Annotated in this window: 14 protein-coding genes and 1 pseudogene; 5 read left to right on the top strand and 10 right to left on the bottom strand. The window is 66.9% G+C overall.

What is annotated here, in order from left to right; translation table 11 throughout:
* Positions 1-69: 69 nt before the first annotated feature.
* On the top strand, positions 70-1,011 hold the full coding sequence (locus tag G6N49_RS01835) for an acetaldehyde dehydrogenase (acetylating) (protein WP_011856626.1): 942 nt from the start codon (positions 70-72) through the stop codon (positions 1,009-1,011).
* A complete protein-coding gene (gene dmpG, locus G6N49_RS01830) occupies positions 1,005-2,099 on the top strand; it encodes a 4-hydroxy-2-oxovalerate aldolase (protein ID WP_179967814.1) in 1,095 nt (364 codons plus the stop codon). The genes G6N49_RS01835 and dmpG overlap by 7 nt, the downstream gene beginning before the upstream one ends.
* 455 nt (positions 2,100-2,554) lie before the next feature.
* On the opposite strand, the gene G6N49_RS01825 is transcribed toward dmpG, so the two are convergent.
* From G6N49_RS01825 to G6N49_RS29370, 3 genes and pseudogenes are all read right to left on the bottom strand, one after another.
* Positions 2,555-3,076, bottom strand: coding sequence for a DoxX family protein (locus G6N49_RS01825; RefSeq protein ID WP_011856628.1), 522 nt, complete (start codon positions 3,074-3,076; stop codon positions 2,555-2,557).
* A 77-nt stretch (positions 3,077-3,153) separates the two neighbouring features.
* Positions 3,154-3,897, bottom strand: a complete 744-nt coding sequence (locus tag G6N49_RS01820; protein ID WP_235679597.1) for a LysR substrate-binding domain-containing protein — start codon at positions 3,895-3,897, stop codon at positions 3,154-3,156.
* Positions 3,898-4,038: 141 nt separating this feature from the next.
* A pseudogene (locus G6N49_RS29370) lies at positions 4,039-4,191 on the bottom strand (helix-turn-helix domain-containing protein); the annotation flags it as partial.
* A gap of 92 nt (positions 4,192-4,283) precedes the next feature.
* On the opposite strand from G6N49_RS29370, the gene G6N49_RS01815 reads away from it, so the two are divergent.
* Both G6N49_RS01815 and G6N49_RS01810 read left to right on the top strand, forming a co-directional pair.
* Positions 4,284-5,441 (top strand): acyl-CoA dehydrogenase family protein, encoded by a 1,158-nt coding sequence (locus G6N49_RS01815; protein ID WP_011856630.1) that lies wholly within the window; start codon positions 4,284-4,286, stop codon positions 5,439-5,441.
* A complete protein-coding gene (locus G6N49_RS01810; RefSeq protein ID WP_011856631.1) occupies positions 5,438-6,592 on the top strand; it encodes a CaiB/BaiF CoA transferase family protein in 1,155 nt (384 codons plus the stop codon). The genes G6N49_RS01815 and G6N49_RS01810 overlap by 4 nt, the downstream gene beginning before the upstream one ends.
* A gap of 650 nt (positions 6,593-7,242) precedes the next feature.
* Here the strand turns inward: G6N49_RS01810 and glgC are convergent.
* Positions 7,243-8,457 carry a glucose-1-phosphate adenylyltransferase gene (gene glgC / locus G6N49_RS01805; RefSeq protein ID WP_011856632.1) on the bottom strand — a complete coding sequence of 405 codons (1,215 nt, stop codon included), beginning with the start codon at positions 8,455-8,457 and terminating at the stop codon, positions 7,243-7,245.
* A 171-nt stretch (positions 8,458-8,628) separates the two neighbouring features.
* On the opposite strand from glgC, the gene glgA reads away from it, so the two are divergent.
* Entirely contained in the window at positions 8,629-9,792 is a 1,164-nt protein-coding gene (glgA, locus tag G6N49_RS01800; protein WP_083044784.1) for a glycogen synthase, read from the top strand.
* Positions 9,793-9,868: 76 nt separating this feature from the next.
* Here the strand turns inward: glgA and G6N49_RS01795 are convergent, their stop codons facing one another.
* From G6N49_RS01795 to fadD6, 6 genes are all read right to left on the bottom strand, one after another.
* Positions 9,869-10,036, bottom strand: coding sequence for a DUF3117 domain-containing protein (locus tag G6N49_RS01795; RefSeq protein WP_005059648.1), 168 nt, complete (start codon positions 10,034-10,036; stop codon positions 9,869-9,871).
* Between the two features lie 113 nt (positions 10,037-10,149).
* Entirely contained in the window at positions 10,150-10,782 is a 633-nt protein-coding gene (locus tag G6N49_RS01790) for a DNA-3-methyladenine glycosylase I (RefSeq protein ID WP_011856634.1), read from the bottom strand.
* Positions 10,779-11,090, bottom strand: coding sequence for a DivIVA domain-containing protein (locus G6N49_RS01785; protein ID WP_011561382.1), 312 nt, complete (start codon positions 11,088-11,090; stop codon positions 10,779-10,781). The genes G6N49_RS01790 and G6N49_RS01785 overlap by 4 nt, the downstream gene beginning before the upstream one ends.
* A 33-nt stretch (positions 11,091-11,123) precedes the next feature.
* Positions 11,124-12,128, bottom strand: a complete 1,005-nt coding sequence (locus tag G6N49_RS01780; RefSeq protein ID WP_011561383.1) for a glucosyl-3-phosphoglycerate synthase — start codon at positions 12,126-12,128, stop codon at positions 11,124-11,126.
* The gene (folP, locus tag G6N49_RS01775) at positions 12,125-13,000 is read right to left on the bottom strand and encodes a dihydropteroate synthase (protein ID WP_163647387.1); all 876 of its coding nucleotides are present in this window, start codon (positions 12,998-13,000) and stop codon (positions 12,125-12,127) included. Before folP ends, G6N49_RS01780 begins: the two co-directional genes overlap by 4 nt.
* Positions 13,001-13,075: 75 nt before the next feature.
* Positions 13,076-14,854: a long-chain-acyl-CoA synthetase FadD6 gene (gene fadD6 / locus G6N49_RS01770; protein WP_011856636.1), complete on the bottom strand. Its 1,779-nt coding sequence runs from the start codon at positions 14,852-14,854 to the stop codon at positions 13,076-13,078.
* Between the last annotated feature and the right edge of the window lie 25 nt (positions 14,855-14,879).

Genomic DNA, 14,879 nt, shown 5'->3' with positions numbered 1-14,879 from the left:
CTGGTACGCAGCGGGTGATGGCTGAAACCTGTTCGTCTCGACACTGCCCGCCACATCAGAGGAGAACCCATGCCTGACAAGGCTGGACGGAAAATGCAGGTCGCCATCGTCGGATCGGGCAATATCAGCACCGATCTGCTCTACAAGTTGTTGCGTTCGGAGTGGCTGGAGCCGCGCTGGATGATCGGGATCGACCCGCAGAGCGAGGGTTTGGCCCGCGCCCGCACGTTGGGGTTGGAGACCTCACATGAGGGTGTGGACTGGTTGTTGGCCAGAGACGAGTTGCCGGACATGGTCTTCGAGGCCACGAGTGCCTATGTGCACCGTGATGCCGCGCCCCGGTACGCCGAGGCCGGTATCCGCGCGATCGATCTGACCCCCGCGGCGGTGGGTCCCGGGGTGATCCCGCCGGCGAATCTGCGTGAGCATCTCGACGCGCCGAACGTGAACCTGGTGACCTGCGGCGGGCAAGCCACGATCCCGATGGTCCACGCGGTGTCGCGCGTGGTCGGGGTGCCCTACGCCGAGATCGTGGCGTCGGTGTCCTCGGCGTCGGCGGGACCGGGCACCCGGGCCAACATCGACGAGTTCACCAAGACCACCAGCAAGGGGGTCGAGACCATCGGCGGCGCGCGTCGCGGCAAGGCGATCATCATCCTCAACCCGGCGGATCCGCCGATGATCATGCGCGACACCATCTTCTGCGCGATCCCCGAGGACGCCGACCAGGACGCGATCACCGCCTCGATCAAAGAGGTGGTAGCCCAGGTGCAGACCTACGTGCCGGGTTACCGGTTGCTCAACGAGCCGCAGTTCGATCCGCCGTCGGTGAACTCCGGGGGCCAGGCGCTGGTCACAACATTCGTCGAAGTGGAGGGTGCCGGTGACTATCTTCCGCCTTACGCTGGAAACCTGGACATCATGACCGCGGCAGCGACGAAGGTCGGCGAAGAGATCGCCGCGAAGTTGGCCGGCGCCAGCCTTTCCGCATCATCAGGAGGCCGATCATGACGAGCGACATCTTCTTCGACCCGATCTGGGACGTGCGGATGACGGATACGTCGCTGCGTGACGGTTCGCACCACAAGCGCCACCAGTTCACCAAGGACGAGGTGGGAGCCATCGTCGCCGCACTCGACACGGCCGGGGTGCCGGTGATCGAGGTGACCCACGGCGACGGTCTGGGCGGGTCCAGCTTCAACTACGGATTCTCGAAAACCCCTGAGCAGGAACTGATCAAGCTCGCAGCCGAGACCGCCAAGGAAGCCAAGATCGCCTTCCTCATGCTGCCCGGTGTGGGCACCAAGGAGGACATCAAGGAGGCGCAGAACAACGGCGGGTCCATCTGCCGCATCGCCACCCACTGCACCGAGGCGGACGTGTCGATCCAGCACTTCGGGCTGGCGCGCGAACTCGGACTCGAGACCGTCGGGTTCCTGATGATGAGCCACACCATTCCACCGGAGAAGCTCGCGCAGCAGGCGCGCATCATGGCCGACGCCGGATGCCAGTGCGTGTACGTCGTCGACTCCGCGGGCGCGCTGGTGCTCGAAGGGGTGCGGGACCGGGTCGCCGCGCTGGTCGCCGAACTGGGGGACGACGCGCAGGTCGGTTTCCATGGCCACGAGAATCTCGGCCTCGGCGTGGCCAATTCGGTCGAGGCCGTGCGCGCCGGCGCCAAGCAGATCGACGGATCCTGCCGCCGTTTCGGCGCGGGCGCGGGCAACGCACCCGTCGAGGCGCTGATCGGGGTGTTCGACAAGATCGGCGTCAAGACGGGCATCGACTTCTTCGACATCGCCGACGCGGCCGAGGAGGTCGTCGCACCGGCCATGCCTGCCGAGTGCCTGCTCGACCGCAACGCCTTGATCATGGGTTACTCCGGGGTCTACTCGAGCTTCCTCAAACACGCCATCCGGCAGTCCGAGCGGTACGGGGTGCCCGCGCACCAGCTGTTGCACCGCGCCGGGCAGCGCAAACTGATCGGCGGCCAGGAAGACCAGCTCATCGACATCGCGCTGGAGATCAAGCGCGAAATGGAATCTGATGCGGCGGGTAGGCAGTCGCATGCTATCGGTGGTTCGCCAAGGAAAGGCTGACTGTTGCGGTCATGACGTTGCAGACACCAATACTGGGTTGAGGCGCACGCAATGCCGGCGTAGACGGCACCGGCTTGTCGGCCCTCTACGGGATGTACGAGACCAGGGAGGGACGCGTGTTCCTTGCCGCGCCCCAGCCAAAGGAGTGGCAACGGCTCGTCGCAGCACTTCGGCACTTCACGGACTTCGCAGACCGTCTGGCCGCTGTCCTCAGCCGGGAATCGACCGCCGCGTGGGAAAAGCTGTTACACGCGCACGGAGCGGGCGGTGTGTCAGAGGCCCAGGGACCCCCGAGAGTTGGAACTCGCCGCGATCCTCCACCGGGGTCGCGCCGACGGCACGTTCACCCATTGCTCACCCGAAGCCGACGCCCTATCCATCCGCGCGGCATTCGAGGCGGCATTCCTGAGACTTCGGCGCGCATCGCGAAAAAGGATCACCGCTCAGGATCCCCGTCAGTCACCCGTCTTGGTGGGTGGACGGTAGAAGATCGCCAATTGGCCGACACCACCGGCCAGCCCGAGCCCGACCGAGATCAGCAGACCCCACCAGCCCCGCAGCAGGTCGTAGAAGCCGGTGCCGTGGAAGAGGGCGTAGTCGAGGCTGAGCCTGCCGGACCCGATGGTCGCGACGGCGACCGCGGCAGTCGCGAGCACCAGGTTGTATTCCCAGCCCTCCTTGACGATGAAGAAGCCGTTGTCTCGGTGCACGGTCCACGCGGCGACGAGCATGAGCGCCACGAAGCCCGCGGCCGGAATGGGAGTGAGCAGGCCGACCACCAGGCCGATGCCCGCGGCCATCTCAGTGGTCGCGGCGATGCGAGCGTGGAACATGCCGGGCTTCATGCCGATGCTGTCGAACCAGCGCGCGGTTCCGGGGATCCGTCCGCCGCCGAAGAACTTGTTGTAGCCGTGGGCGGCCATGGCCAGGCCCAGCACCACCCGCAGGATCAGGACTCCGACGTCGTAGGCAGTCATGGCAGACGAATCTAGGGCATTCCTCGGATGACCGCCGCGGCACCTCGGCCGGCGCGCCGGCAAAGCCGACGCGGCGCTCACGCATCGACCGGGTCGTACACCGGCGTGCGGATCCGGGCTCCTTCGCGCACAACTGACCCGTCTCGAGTCGGCCCACCCTCGATCAGTTCGGCAGATGGCCAGGCACCGGAGGCAACGACTGAGTGAATGACCTCGACCAGCTCGTGAGCCACTGTTTCGACCGCCGGCGGGATTCTCCCGCTGCGCTGCCGGCCCAGCACCACCAGGCGTGACATCGTCGGCGCAGACACCGGCGCGGCGCTCAGGATCCCGCGGGCCACGTCGTCGGCGACGCCGGCGGAAGGCAGAATCGTCCAGCCGTAACCGGCGATCACCAGCTGTTTCTGCAGGCGCATCGAGTTGGTTTCGACAGCCACGTCCAGGCTGACGGTCGCGCGGGCACACGCCTGGTCGATGATGACGCGCAGGCCGTGCCCGGCCACCGGCATCACGATCGGGTGTCTGGCGAGTGCCGCCAAATCCACCGGCTCATCGGTGCGCAGTCCCGCGTCCGGTGGCGCCACCGCCCACATCGCCTCATGCAACAGCGGACGCGCATGCACCGATGATGTACTGCGCATGTTGTACAGCAGAGACAGGTCGACGTCCCCGGCGTCCAGCCACTGCTGCAGATGACCGGAATACGCTGTGAGTAACCGCAATTCGATCCCTGGATGACGTCGGGTGACGGCCGCCGTGAACGGCGCTGCCACGACGTCCAGCACGCTCTCGAGGAGCCCGACCGTCACGATGCCGGTCACGTGGTCGGCCCGCGGCCGAAGCTCGGCTCGGGCGCGCTCCAGTTCGGTCAAGGCTCGCCGTGCCCGCTCCACCATCGCTACGCCCGCCGGTGTCGCACGCATGCCCTGCCGCGTCCGCTCGAACAGGTCGACGCCGAGCTCGTCCTCGAGAGCGCGGATCTGGCGCGTGACCGCCGGCTGCACGAGATGCAGCAGCGCAGCGGCCTTCGTTATGGACCCCACCTCGGCAACCGTGACCAACGCTTGCAACTGTTTGATCTCCACGAGCTGCGTCCTCTCATGCGTTCGCGACATCGCACCATCATCAATCGCTATTTCACATCATGAATCATCAACGACCATGATGGAGCGGCGGGGCGGGTGATGGCGAGGAGCACAAGCAGCGGATGTACACGTTCAACGAAGAAGAAGCCGCGATTGTCGCGCTCGTGGGCCAGTTCGTCGACCGCGAAGTCAAACCCGTGGTCCGGGAGCTCGAGCATGCAAACACCTATCCGGAAGCACTCATCGACCAGATGAAGCAGATGGGCATCTTCGGGTTGGCGATTCCCCAGCCCTGGGGCGAGGCCAATGTCTCCGTGCCCTGCTACGCAGCCGTCACCGAGGAGCTCGCGCGGGGCTGGATGAGTTTGGCCGGCGCAATGGGCGGACACACCGTGGTCGCGAAACTTCTCCTGACCTATGGCACGGAGGAGCAGAAGGACCGTTACTTGCCTCGGATGGCCACCGGCGACATTCGCGCCACCATGGCGCTCACCGAGCCCGGCGGCGGCTCGGATCTGCAGGCGATGACCACCCACGCCCGGCGCGACGGCGGCCACTACGTGATCAACGGCGCCAAGACATGGATCACGAACGCCCGCCGCTCACAACTGATCGCGCTGATGTGCAAGACCGACCGCACCGCGGTTCCCGCGCACCGTGGTGTGAGCATCCTGCTCGTGGAGAAGGGGCCCGGCTTCGAGGTGTCCCGCGACCTTCCGAAACTCGGTTACAAAGGCGTCGAGAGCTGCGAGCTGTCTTTCGACGACTTCCGCGTTCCGGAGACCGCCCTGCTGGGCTCGGAGGAAGGCCACGGCTTCGCGCAGATGATGCGCGGCCTGGAGATCGGCCGTATCCAGGTGGCCTCTCGTGCGCTGGGGGTGGCCAGGGCCGCCCTGGAGGACTCGCTGCGCTACGTCCAGGAGCGCGAGACGTTCGGAAAGCCGATCTGGCAACACCAGTCGATCGGCAATTACCTCGCCGACATGGCAACCCGGCTGACCGCCGCCCGCCAACTCGTGCAGTTCGCCGCGCGCCGTTACGAGTCCGGCGACCGAGCCGACATGGAAGCCGGAATGGCCAAACTGTTCGCCTCGGAGACGGCCATGCAGATCGCGCTGGACGCCGTCCGCATCCACGGCGGCTACGGCTATTCCACCGAATTCGATGTCGAACGGTATTTCCGTGACGCACCGTTGATGATCGTCGGGGAAGGGACCAACGAGATTCAGCGCAATGTCATTGCCCGGGAGCTCATCAGACGACACCCGATCAAGTCATGACGGGACTCGCGCAGCCCCTGGAGGGCATCACGGTGGTCACTCTCGAGCATGCGGTGGCCGCGCCTTTCGCGACGCGGCAGCTTGCGGACCTAGGGGCCCGGGTGATCAAGGTGGAACGCCCCATGGTCGGCGACTTCGCCCGGACCTATGACCGGACGGTGCACGGCGAATCGAGCTACTTCGTCTGGCTCAACCGTGGTAAGGAAAGCGTCGAGATCGACATCAAGGACGCCGCCGATCGCCGATTGCTCGACAACCTCATCGACCGTGCCGACGTCTTCGTTCAAAATCTCGGCCCTGGGGTAGTCGACCGGATCGGCCTGGACGCTTCGACGCTGCGCGCACGCCGCCCCGGCCTCATCCACTGCTCGATATCCGGTTACGGACCCGGCGGCCCATACACGTCGAAGAAGGCCTACGACTTGCTCATCCAATGTGAGGCCGGACTGCTCGCCACCACGGGAACAGCAGACACCCCGTCGAAGGTCGGTATCTCCATCGCCGACATCGCCACCGGTATGTACGCCTACACCGGCATCCTGACGGCGCTCTACACGCGCGGGCGCACCGACGAAGGTGCCACGATCGACGTCGCGATGCTCGATGCATTGGGCGAATGGATGATGCAACCCGTGTACTTCAGCGTCTACGGAAGTCAACCGACGCGACGCACCGGGGCGCGGCATGCCTCGATCGCTCCCTACGGGCCGTATCGAGTGGGCGAAACTTCAACGGTGTTCTTGGGAGTGCAGAACGACCGTGAGTGGAAAGCGTTGTGTGAGCGCGTCATCAACCGCCCGGAACTCGTCGAAGACGAGCGGTTCGCCACCAATACGGCGCGGGTCACCAATGACGCCGAGATCACGGGACTCCTCGAAGAGGCATTCCGCGCGAGCACCGCAGACGATGTGACAGCGCGCCTGGACGCGGCCGGTATCGCCTGCGCGGAGTTGCGCAGCCCGGCCGGCTTCGCCCAACACCCTCAACTCGCGGCCAGGAACCGCTGGCGCGCAGTGGCCACCGCAGGAGGGACGGTGAACGCGTTGCTTCCGCCGGTCACGATCGCCGGGCATGAGGCACCGATGCGGCCGGTGCCGCGACTCGGTGAGCACAACCCCGCCATACGTGCCGAGTTCGGCACGACCCGCTGATATAGGTCGAGGCAGTCCTTCTCAAACGTCGCCGGAGGTTAAAGGAAGGGATCTGTAACTAGATTCCTTTCGTTGTCCGCGTGTTGACGCGCGTGGACCTCCTGACACGCCCCGGAGGTGTCGTTGTGTCTGCGCATGTAGCTCCAGTCACGTCGTCCACGATCAGTTGCCGTCGATGTCGGCAAGACCTGGTACGGACGCCCGGTGACGATCGCGATGTCGTGATCGTGAGGTGGGCGTTTCCTCGATTGACTCTGGCCGCTGGTAGCGGCGGCTCCGATGCTTTGCCAGGCCCACGACGCTGTGATCGCGCGCCGAATTTGACTGCCGACCTGGAGTTGTTGACGATCAGTCACAACCCCCGTCGGTAGTTCCACGCTAAGCAAACGGGACGAAGGGCCGGATCAGATACCGTACCCGCTATGGCGGACCCCCTCGGGTTACGCAGCGTCTAGCTTGGCACGCGACCCGTCGCCTCCATGGCAGCCCGAACGACGCCAGATAACCCACACTGGGGTTGCATACGTCAGCGTGGGCGCCAGGCACCCGCCCCTCAACAGCATCACCACCGACCGCTCGAAGACGACACCCCACGCAGGGGTGTCGACCCACCCACGGCGTCGACCCCTGCCGACTCGACCTACAGCCAGCTAGATCCAGATGCCCTTGCCGACCGCCACGACGCCACCGGCGCTGACCGAGAACCGCTCACGGTCCTTCTCGAGGTCCACCCCGACCATCTCCCCCGGCCCGACGACGACGTTCTTGTCCAGGATCGCGTGCCGCACCACGGCGCCGCGTCCGATCCGGGTGCCGGGCATGATGACGCTGCCCTCGACGATCGCGCCGTCGTCGATGTAGACGTTCGACGACAACACCGAATTGCGCACCGACGCCGCGGAGATGATGCTGCCCGCCCCCACCACGGACTCCTGGGCGGAGCCGCCGTTGACGAACTTCGCCGGTGCCAGGTTCTCCGACTCGCCGCGGATCGGCCAGCGCTTGTTGTAGAGGTTGAAGATCGGGTGCACCGACACCAGATCCATGTGCGCGTCGTAGAACGCGTCGAGCGTGCCGACGTCACGCCAGTAGCCGTGGTCGCGTTCGGTCGCGCCGGGCACCTCGTTGTTGCTGAAGTCGTAGACCGCGGCCATCCCGTCGCCCACCAGGCGCGGGATGATGTCGCCGCCCATGTCGTGGTCGGAGTCGTCGTCGTCGGCGTCGGCGCGGATCGCGTCGATCAGCACCTTGGTGGTGAAGATGTAGTTGCCCATCGAGACGAACGCCTCGTCGGGGTTGTCCGGCGTCCCGGGCGGGTCGGCCGGCTTCTCGACGAAGCTGCGGATGCGACCGGATTCGTCGGCGTCGATGACCCCGAACGCACTCGCCTCCGCGCGGGGCACGCGGATGCCCGCGACGGTGGCCCCCGCACCGCTCTCGATGTGGAACTGCACCATCTGCTCGGGGTCCATCCGGTACACGTGGTCGGCGCCGAACACCACGATGTAGTCCGGATCCTCGTCGTAGATCAGGTTCATCGACTGGTAGATCGCATCGGCCGAACCGGTGTACCACCGCGGCCCGAGGCGCTGCTGGGCCGGAACCGGGGTGATGTACTCCCCCGCCAGGCCGCTCAACCGCCAGTTCTGCGAGATGTGCCGGTCCAGCGAGTGCGACTTGTACTGGGTGAGGACGCAGATCCGCAGGTAGCGCGCGTTGACCAGATTCGACAGCACGAAGTCGATGAGCCGGTAGGCCCCACCGAAGGGAACCGCCGGCTTGGCCCGGTCCGCCGTCAGCGGATACAGCCGCTTGCCCTCCCCGCCGGCCAGGACGATGCCCAGCACGTGTGGCAATTCCCTCATGTCTCAAACCTATCCGCCGGTGGTGACTGGGGCCAGCCATTGACACCATTGATTACGCGTCTGCGGGTGGTAGAACGCGGGTTTCGTCTCCTGAATACCCGTCGGGATTCGTCGCAATCGCGTTCGTGAACGGGATCGCGTCAGCGCGGCGCGACCACTACCGTCGTACTCATGCGGGTGGCGATGATGACTCGGGAGTATCCACCCGAGGTCTACGGCGGAGCAGGCGTACACGTCACCGAACTCGTCGCCCAGTTACGCCATCTGTGCGAGGTCGACGTGCACTGCATGGGCGCACCCCGCGCCGACGCCTTCGTCGCCGCGCCGGATCCGGCACTGGTGGGCGCCAACCCGGCGTTGTCGACGCTGTCGGCGGATCTGAACATGGTCAATGCGGCCGGGCAGGCCACCGTCGTGCACTCCCACACCTGGTACACCGGGCTGGCGGGGCATCTGTCGGCGCTGCTGTACGGCATCCCCCACGTGCTCACGGCGCATTCGCTGGAGCCGATGCGGCCGTGGAAGGCCGAACAGCTCGGCGGCGGCTACCGGGTGTCGTCCTGGGTGGAGAAGACCGCGGTCGAGGCGGCCGACGCGGTGATCGCCGTCAGCAACGGGATGCGTGACGACGTGCTCAAGACCTATCCCGCGCTCGATCCCCACCGGGTGCACGTTGTGCGCAACGGCATCGACACCGACGTCTGGTACCCGGTCGAACCGGATCCGAGGGAGTCGGTGCTCGCCGAACTCGGGGTGGATCCGACGCGGCCGATCGTGGCGTTCGTCGGCCGGATCACGCGGCAGAAGGGCGTGGCCCACCTCGTCGCGGCCGCCCACCACTTCGCCCCCGAGGTGCAGTTGGTGCTGTGTGCCGGGGCGCCCGACACCCCGGAGATCGCCGCGGAGGTGACGTCCGCGGTGCAGCAGCTGGCCCGCGCCCGCACCGGGGTGTTCTGGGTGCGGGAGATGCTGCCGATCGGCAAGATTCGCGAAATCCTCTCGGCGGCAACTGTTTTCGTCTGCCCGTCGGTGTATGAACCGCTGGGCATCGTCAACCTCGAGGCGATGGCATGCGGGACGGCGGTGGTCGCCTCGGACGTCGGCGGCATCCCCGAGGTCGTCGCCGACCACCAGACCGGGCTGCTGGTGCACTACGACGCTGCCGACACCGCCTTCTTCGAGACCCGGTTGGCCGATGCGGTCAACTCACTGGTCGCCGAACCGCAGCGGGCGCGCGCATACGGCGCCGCAGGCCGTGAACGGTGCATCGCCGAATTCTCGTGGGCGCACATCGCCGAGCAGACCATGGAGATCTACCGCAAGGTGTCGGGGTAGCCCGGCCGGCGTCGTGCGGCCATCCGGGAACCGGCGCGGGACCCGAAAGCCGCCGCGCCGGTATTGCCCAAAACCGCTAGCTGGTGACGTTCTTCAGTTCGTCGCCCAGCGCGGCCGCCTCGTCTGGAGTCAATTCGACGACGAGCCGGCCACCACCTTCCAGTGGTACCCGCATCACGATGCCGCGCCCCTCCTTGGTTGCTTCCAGGGGACCGTCACCGGTCCGGGGCTTCATCGCCGCCATCGAGAGCTCCCTCCACACTGAACCAACCGCCAGGCCGCCCACCTCTCGGCGGAACCGGCACTCAACTCCTCTATTGTTCCCTATCCGCGCGACCACGTGTGCAAAGACCCGTTTTAACCGCTGTGTCGAGGCACCTCGACGGCCGGTGGCACCCAGCACGTCGCGATGTGGTCGTCGACCATTCCGGTCGCCTGCATGAGCGCGTAGGCCGTCGTGGGACCGACGAACCGGAAGCCGCGGCGTTTGAGTTCCTTGGCCATGGCGGTCGATTCGGGGGTGACCGCGGGTACCTCGGACAGCCCCGCCGGCCTGCCCCGCCGGGCCGGTGCGAACGACCACAGCAGCTGCGCGAGATCGACCCCGGCGTCGGAGAGGGCGGCCGTGGCGCGCGCGTTGGCGATGGTCGCCTCGATCTTCGCGCGGTTGCGGACGATTCCGGTGTCGGCCATCAACCGCTCGACGTCGCGGTCGGTGTACCCGGCGACGCGGTCGATGTCGAAGCCGTCGAACGCCCGCCGGAAGTTCTCCCGCTTGCGCAGGATGATGAGCCACGACAGACCACTCTGGAAGGCTTCCAGGCTGATCCGCTCGAACAGCGCAGGGGACTCGAGAACCGGTTGCCCCCACTCGAAATCGTGGTAGTCCCGGTAGAGCTCGAAATCCGCTGCGGCAAGCCGGGATCCGTCCAACCAGCCGCACCGGACCCGGCCGTCGTCGACGACCCTTTCCTCGGCGGCGACGGTCACGGGGACTCCTCGGCCAGCTCCGCGGCGGCGCGCACCGCGGCCAGTTCACCGCGCAGCGCGTCGATCTCCTGACCGAGCCGGTCGAGCACCCAGTCGACCTCGCCGGGTTTGTAGCCGCGCAGCGTCTGCGTGAACTTCACCGCGTCGACATCGGCGCCGGTGACGCCGGAGGCCGGCAGCACCGTCGCGGTGGTGGCGCGTGGCAGTGGCGGCAGCGACTCCCCGCGGCCGAACAGCACGCTGCCGACCCCGAACAGCACGACGCCCACCAGGACGAGGACCACCAGGTAAAGCAGTATCAGCGTCACGACACCGATACTGCCTGACCGGTGTGACAGACCTCAGCGGGACTGGCGGCTCTTCGCGCCGGCGCTCAGGGGTCGCAGCGTGGCCATCGGCGGCCGGTCCTCGAGCGAGACGCCCGACGCCCGCGGGGTGAAGCCCTCCCCGTCGGCGAAGAACTGGGTGAGCCCCACACCGGAGTCACCGACGCCGACCCGCGACATCAGCGTCGCGATGACCTGACGGCTCATCGACGCCAGTTCGGTCAGCGGACGGTTGCGGTGGGTGCGCACGCCGAGGTTGACCTGGGCGATGCCGTCGAGGCCCAGCCGGTCGTAGGTGTCGACCACCAGGCCGATCTCCACGCCGTATCCGGGTGCGAACGGCACCGAGGTCAGCAGTTCGCGGGTGCCGGCGTACTCGCCGCCCAGCGGTTGCAGCAGGCAGGTCAGCTCGGGCCGCAGCGACGCCAGCAGTGGGCGGGCCACCAGTTCGGTGACGCGGCCGCCGCCGTTGGCGTCCTCACGCCCGCTCACCTTGAGCGGGCGCCGGTAGAAGCCCTTGACCAGGTGCACACCCGGGGTGAGCAGCAGCGGGCCGAGCAGTTTCGGCACGAACATCGGATCGGGGTCGAGCAGATCGGAGTCGACGAAGGCGATGACGTCGCCGGTCGTCGCGGCCAGCGAGCGCCACAGCACCTCGCCCTTACCGGGTTGCGGCGCCACCTCGGGCAGCGCGGTCTCCCGGCTGACCACCCGCGCCCCGGCGGCCAGGGCCCGGATCGCGGTGTCGTCGGTGGAGCCGGAGTCCAGCACGATCAGCTCGTCGACCAGACCGCCGAGCAGTGGGGTGATCGTCTCGATCACCCCGGCCACGGTCTCCTCCTCGTTGAGCGCGGGCAGGACCACCGATACGGTGCGCCCGGCCTTGGCGGCCTCGAGTTCGGCGATCGTCCACGTCGGACGGTTCCAACTGTGGGTGTCGAACCAGCGGTGCCGCGCGATCGCGTCGGCGGAGTGCAGTTCTGGTGTCTCCAGTTCCGGTAACCGCGAAATAACAGTCATGCCAGTCCCCTCACCGTGCGCGTCGGCGGACGCACGCCTTGGATCGACGCGACCATCTCCAGTACGCGCCGAGTGGGCCCGACCTCGTGCACCCGGAACATCGCCGCACCGGCGTGCGCTGCCAGCGCGGTTGCTGCGAGGGTGCCCTCGAGGCGTTCAGTCAAACCCACACCCAGAGTCTCCCCGACGAAATCCTTGTTGCTCAGCGCCATCAGGACCGGCCATCCAGTTTTTACAAGCTCTTCCACGTGCCGCAACAAACTAAGACCGTGGTAAGTGTTCTTGCCGAAATCGTGCGTCGGATCGATGAGAATCCGGTCCCGCGCGACGCCCGCGGCGACCGCCCGCTCCGCCGCCGAGGTGACCTCGGCGATGACGTCGTCGACCACGCCGCGTTCGGTGATGCCGTAGTTGACGCGGAACGGGCGGGTGCGTGGCACCGCTCCCCCGGTGTGGGAGCAGACCAGCCCGGCGTTGAACTCGGCGGCGACCTCGGGCAGTCCGGGGTCGCTACCGCCCCAGGTGTCGTTGATCAGATCGGCGCCGGCGGCGCAGGCCTGTTTGGCCACCGAGGCCCGCCAGGTGTCGACGCTGATCACCACGTCGGGGAACGTGCCGCGCAGCCATTCGATGAACGACACGACGCGGGCGATCTCCTCGTCGGCGCCCACGGTCTGACCCGGACCGGCCTTGACCCCGCCGACGTCGACCACGTCGGCCCCGTCCTCGACGACGCGATAGGCGGCGGATTTGGCGGCCTCGTCGGTGAACGTCGCGCCCCGGTCGTAGAACGAGTCCGGCGTCCGGTTCACGATCGCCATGATCATGGCGCGGTCACCGGCGACCGGACGTCCGCAGAAGGTCGACTCCACCCTGCCAGGCTACGGGCGGGGTGATTTCGGCGTGTTCGGTCGCGGTGGGCGCGACCAACCACGCCCGAATCGCCGCTACTTCGGCTTCTTGCCTTCCTTGACCTCTTCGGCGTACTCGTCGTAGTACTCGACGTAGCCCTCGTCGCGGCTCTTGAGCACGTACAGCGGATCCTCGATGTGGCTGCCGTGGCCCTCCTTGCGCAGGTCGACCTTGAGGCTCTTGAAGGTCGAGGTGTGCTCGAGTTCGCCGACGACGCGGACGAACAGCGGTACGGCGTACGAGGGCAGCCGGTCGTAGAGGGTCTGCGCCAGCGTCTTGCCGTCGAAGTCGCAGCCCTCGTTGAGCTTGATCGCCGCCATACCCGCCCGGCCGCCTGCGCCTTCCACCTCGACGCCGTAGACCGTGCACTCGTCCACCGTCGGGTCCAACGACAGCGCCGCCTCGACCTCGGTGGTGGCGACGTTCTCCCCCTTCCACCGGAAGGTGTCGCCCAGGCGGTCGACGAACGCAGCGTGCCCGAGACCCTGGTAGCGCATCAGGTCGCCGGTGTTGAACCACACGTCGCCGTCCTTGAAGGCGTCGCGAACGAGCTTCTTCTCGGACTCCTTCTCGTCGGTGTAGCCGTCGAAGGGCTGGAAGTTGCTGACCTTGCTCAACAGCAGCCCCGGCTCACCCGTGCGGACCTTCTTGACCCGGCCCTTCTCGTCGCGGACCGGATCTCCCGAGTCGCCGTCGTATTCGACGAACGCGACCGGGGTCGGGCACATGCCGGTGGTCTTGTCGACGTTGAGGGCGTTGACGAAGGCGGTGTTGCCCTCGCTGGCGGCGTAGAACTCGCACACCCGGTCGATACCGAACCGGTTGGTGAACTCGTCCCAGATCGCCGGGCGCAGACCGTTGCCCGCGATGACGCGGACCTTGTGCTTGCGGTCGGTGTCCTTCTTCGGCTGGTTGAGCAGGTAGGTGCAGATCTCACCGATGTAGACGAATGCGGTGGCGTCGTAACGGATGACGTCGTCCCAGAACTTCGACGCCGAGAACGACTTGCCCAGCGCGAGTGTCGCGCCGGAGTTCAGCACCGACGACAGCGCCACCGTCAGCGCGTTGTTGTGGTACAGCGGCAGGCAGCAGTACATGGTGTCCTTGCTGCTCAGCCGCACACCGAGCCCGCCGAAGCCGGCCAGTGCGCGCAGCCAGCGGTAGTGCGTCATCACGCTGGCCTTCGGCATCCCGGTGGTGCCCGAGGTGAAGATGTAGAACGCCTTGTCCTTGGCGAGGACGGCCGACGCCGATTCCGGGTCGTCGGTCGGGGCGCCCTCCGCGAGCTCCTCGAACTCCTCGATCGTCAGCAGACCGTCGGTGTCGGCGCCGCATTCCTTGATCGGGTCGACGAAGTCGGGGTCGGCGATCACGACCTTGGCCGAGAGCAGGCCGAGGCTGTGCTTGAGCACGTCGCCGCGCTGGTGGAAGTTGAGCATCCCGGAGATAGCGCCGCATTTGACGGCCGCCAGCATGAGCAGCACGGGTTCGGGTGAGTTGCGCAGCATGATCGCCACGACGTCACCGCGGCCGACTCCGCGGTCGGCCAGTACGGCGGCGTAGCGGTTGACCGTCTCGTTGGCCTCCCGGTAGGAGATGTCGCGGTCCTCGAACCTGAGGAAGGTCTTGTCGGCGTACTTGGCGGCCCGCTCCTGGAAGACCTTGCCGATCGACGTCTTCGCCGACGGCCTGGCCCCGAACCCGGTGACGACGCCGCCCAGGATCGTCGGCACGTCCATGAGGAACCCCGGCAACCTCGCGGCGATGTCCAGCAAACCGACGCTGCTACGAGTCCCCGATTTCTCGTCGCTCATGTGGTGCAACCCCTCCGATCGTCGT

The organism is Mycolicibacterium monacense, assembly GCF_010731575.1.
GTDB classification, from domain to species: domain Bacteria; phylum Actinomycetota; class Actinomycetes; order Mycobacteriales; family Mycobacteriaceae; genus Mycobacterium; species Mycobacterium monacense.
Note: the sequence above shows the minus strand (reverse complement) of the source record. Positions and strands in the feature narration are given on the sequence as shown.

Coding starts and splice junctions, on each gene's coding strand:
- G6N49_RS01835 (WP_011856626.1), top strand. CDS start 70: ATGCCTGACAAGGCTGGACGGAAAATGCAGGTCGCCATCGTCGGATCG.
- G6N49_RS01795 (WP_005059648.1), bottom strand. CDS start 10,036: ATGGCGGCGATGAAGCCCCGGACCGGTGACGGTCCCCTGGAAGCAACC.
- G6N49_RS01825 (WP_011856628.1), bottom strand. CDS start 3,076: ATGACTGCCTACGACGTCGGAGTCCTGATCCTGCGGGTGGTGCTGGGC.
- G6N49_RS01815 (WP_011856630.1), top strand. CDS start 4,284: ATGTACACGTTCAACGAAGAAGAAGCCGCGATTGTCGCGCTCGTGGGC.
- glgA (WP_083044784.1), top strand. CDS start 8,629: ATGCGGGTGGCGATGATGACTCGGGAGTATCCACCCGAGGTCTACGGC.
- G6N49_RS01810 (WP_011856631.1), top strand. CDS start 5,438: ATGACGGGACTCGCGCAGCCCCTGGAGGGCATCACGGTGGTCACTCTC.
- fadD6 (WP_011856636.1), bottom strand. CDS start 14,854: ATGAGCGACGAGAAATCGGGGACTCGTAGCAGCGTCGGTTTGCTGGAC.
- glgC (WP_011856632.1), bottom strand. CDS start 8,457: ATGAGGGAATTGCCACACGTGCTGGGCATCGTCCTGGCCGGCGGGGAG.
- G6N49_RS01780 (WP_011561383.1), bottom strand. CDS start 12,128: ATGACTGTTATTTCGCGGTTACCGGAACTGGAGACACCAGAACTGCAC.